This window comes from Streptomyces sp. NPDC059443, from assembly GCF_042750105.1.
GTDB lineage: Bacteria > Actinomycetota > Actinomycetes > Streptomycetales > Streptomycetaceae > Streptomyces.
In genome coordinates, this window is the sequence record NZ_JBHYVM010000031.1 from 1 (window position 1) to 2,957 (window position 2,957).

1 protein-coding gene is annotated in these 2,957 nt (G+C 76.6%); it reads left to right on the forward strand.

Translation table 11 applies throughout. The features are described from left to right. Positions 1 to 246: 246 nt before the first annotated feature. A partial coding sequence (gene tmk, locus ACFXDJ_RS26425) for a dTMP kinase (protein WP_384850496.1) occupies positions 247 to 2,957 on the forward strand: 2,711 nt, incomplete at its 3' end.

Below are 2,957 nucleotides of genomic sequence, written 5' to 3' on the forward strand. Positions count from 1 at the left end.
GTGCAATAGGCACGGGCCCCGCCCTCTTCAGCCGTCCGGCGTTTGAGGACCGGGGTCTGGGGCGGAGCCCCAGGATCTTCGGGTCAGGGCGGAGCCCTGGGAACGGTGGAAGGGCGGGGCGGGGACAAGCCCCGCGCAGCGGCGGCACGAGGGCCCGGGCCGCGGCCCGGAAGGTGGGTCTGGGGTCACACCGGACCTTGTCCACAGGCCACCGCACCGGCCAAGCGCAGCGGATAGGCTGGGCGGATGACGCGAGCCGAGCAGCCAACGGTCGTGACCGCCACCACCGCCACCGCCCAGACCACCCCCGACACCACCGCTCCCACCTACGACGAAGCCCTCGCCGCGGACTCCCGCGAGCGCGCGGTGCGCGCGCTGCTGCGCACCCCCCGGCTGCGCCGTCTGTGGAGCGCCCAGCTGGTCAGCGGCATCGGTGATGCCCTCGCCCTGCTGGTCCTGGTGCTGCTCGCCTTCCAGGCGGCCGTCGAGCAGGACGCCTTCGGCGGTGGATACACCGGCTGGGCCCTGGCCGTCGCCGCCGTCTTCGGCGTCCGCGTGCTGGCCACCGTCGTGTTCGGCGCGGTCCTCCTCGGACCTCTGGCCAAGCTCGCCGCCCCCGGCGGCAAGCTGGACCGCCGCTGGACGATGATCGGCGCCGACGGCCTGCGGCTCGGCCTCTTCGTCGTCGCCCCGCTGTGGCTCGACTGGATTCCGGAGCAGGCGCTGACCGCCCTGCTCGCCACCGTCTTCGTCTCGGGAGCCGCCGAGCGGCTGTGGGCGCTGGCCAAGGACAGCGCCGCGCCCGCGCTGCTGCCGGGCCCGCCGCCGGAGGGCGCGACCGTTCGGCCGCTGCCGGATCACCTCGACACGTTGCGCCGGCTGAACCTGCGTACCTCCTTCGCGGCCATGCCCGTCGCCGCGGCCGTGCTGCTCGCCGCGACCCTGGTCGGCAAGGCCCTCGGCCTCGGCATCGGCTGGTTCGCCGAGAACCAGGCCGCCCTGGGTTCGTACGTGGCCTCCGGCCTCTTCGCGGCCTCCGTCTCGCTGCTGCTCCCGCTGGTGCTGCCCGGCGCGAAGACCCCGCGCCCGCGTTCCCCGCTGGAGGGCCTGCGCGCCCCCAGGGCGGGGGACCGGCCCGAGAAGGGGCGTACGGGAGCCATCCCGCTGCTCGTCCTCGCCTGCGCGGCCGTCGCCGGAGCGATCGCCTCCGCCGCCGCCGTGGCGGTCCTGCACGCCGCCGACCTGGGGGGCGGAGCGGCCGCGTTCTCGCTGCTCGTACTGGCCCTGCTCGGCGGCACCGCCCTCGGCATCCGTGCCACCCAGGCCGGCAAGGTGCTGCCCGCGCTGTCCCGGCGCCGGCTGCTGGCACTGGCCATCGCGGTGGCCGGGCTCGCGCTGCTGCTGACCGGGCTCGTCCCGGACACCGCGACCGTGCTGTTCCTGTCGCTGCTCGCCGGCACCGCCGCGGGCGTCGCCGCCAACACCGGGCACACCCTGATCGACCAGGAGACCGAGGAGTTCCGCCGGGCCCGGGTCACCGAGCACCTTCAGGCCGTCGTCCGGGTGGCCGTGGCCGTCGGGGCCGTCGCCGCCCCGCTGCTGGCCGCCGGCATCGGTCCGCACCGGCTGGCCGGCGGCGAGATCGTGTTCGCGCACGGCGGCGCGGCCTTCACGCTGATGCTGGTCGGCGCGCTGCTGCTGCCCGTGGCCGTGGTCGTCCTGGCCAAGGCCGACGACCGCAGCGGCGTACCGCTGCGCCGCGACCTGCGCGAGGCGCTGCGCGGCGGGGAGCCGGTGCAGGCCGCGTCCGACGCCGGGTTCTTCATCGCCCTGGAGGGCGGCGACGGAGCCGGCAAGTCCACCCAGGTGGAGGCGCTGGCCGACTGGATACGCGGCAAGGGCCACGAGGTCGTCGTCACGCGCGAGCCCGGGGCCACCCCCGTCGGCAAGCGGCTGCGCTCGATCCTGCTGGACGTGTCCTCCGCCGGACTGTCGAACCGCGCCGAGGCCCTGCTGTACGCGGCCGACCGCGCCGAGCACGTGGACACCGTCGTACGGCCCGCCCTGGAGCGCGGCGCGGTCGTCATCACCGACCGCTACGTCGACTCCTCGGTGGCCTATCAGGGCGCCGGCCGCGATCTGTCCCCGACCGAGATCGCCCGTATCTCGCGCTGGGCCACGGACGGCCTCGTACCGAATCTGACCGTGCTGCTCGACGTGTCGCCGGAGGCGGCCCGGGAGCGGTTCACGGAGGCGCCGGACCGGCTGGAGTCGGAGCCGGCGGAGTTCCACCAGCGGGTGCGCGCCGGATTCCTGACGCTGGCCGCGGCCGATCCCGGGCGGTACTTGGTGGTCGACGCGGGCCAGGACCCGGAGTCCGTCAGCACCGTCGTACGCCACCGCCTGGACCGGATGCTCCCGCTCTCGGAGGCCGAGGTGGCCGCGCAGGCGGAGGCCCGTCGGCGTGCCGAGGAGGAGGCCAAGCGCAAGGCCGAGGAAGAGGCGGCGCGCAAGGCCGAAGAGGCCCGGCTGGCGGCCGAGGAGGAAGCCCGTAAGGCCCGCGAGGCCGAGGAGGCCCGGGTCGCGGCGGCGGCCGAGGCCGAGCGGCTGGAGCGTGAGGCGCGGCTGCGCGCCGAGGAGGAGGCCCGGGAGCGGGCCGAGGCCGAGCGGCTGCGGCTGGAGGCCGAGGAGAAGGCCCGCGCCGCCGAGCAGGAACGGCTGCGCAAGCAGGCCGAAGAGGAATCGCGGCTGCGTGCCGAGGCGGAGGAGCGCCGGCTGGAGAAGCAGCGGCGCGCCGAGGAGGCCTTGCTGAAGGCCGAGGAGGCCCGGCGGCTGGCCGAGGCTTCGGCGGCCGAGATGGCGGCCAAGGCCGCCCCGGCGGCGGGCCTGGCCGCCCCGGCCGCGCCCCGCGCCCCGCCCGCCCCCGCCCCCCCCGCGCCCGGGGGCCCCCGGACGTA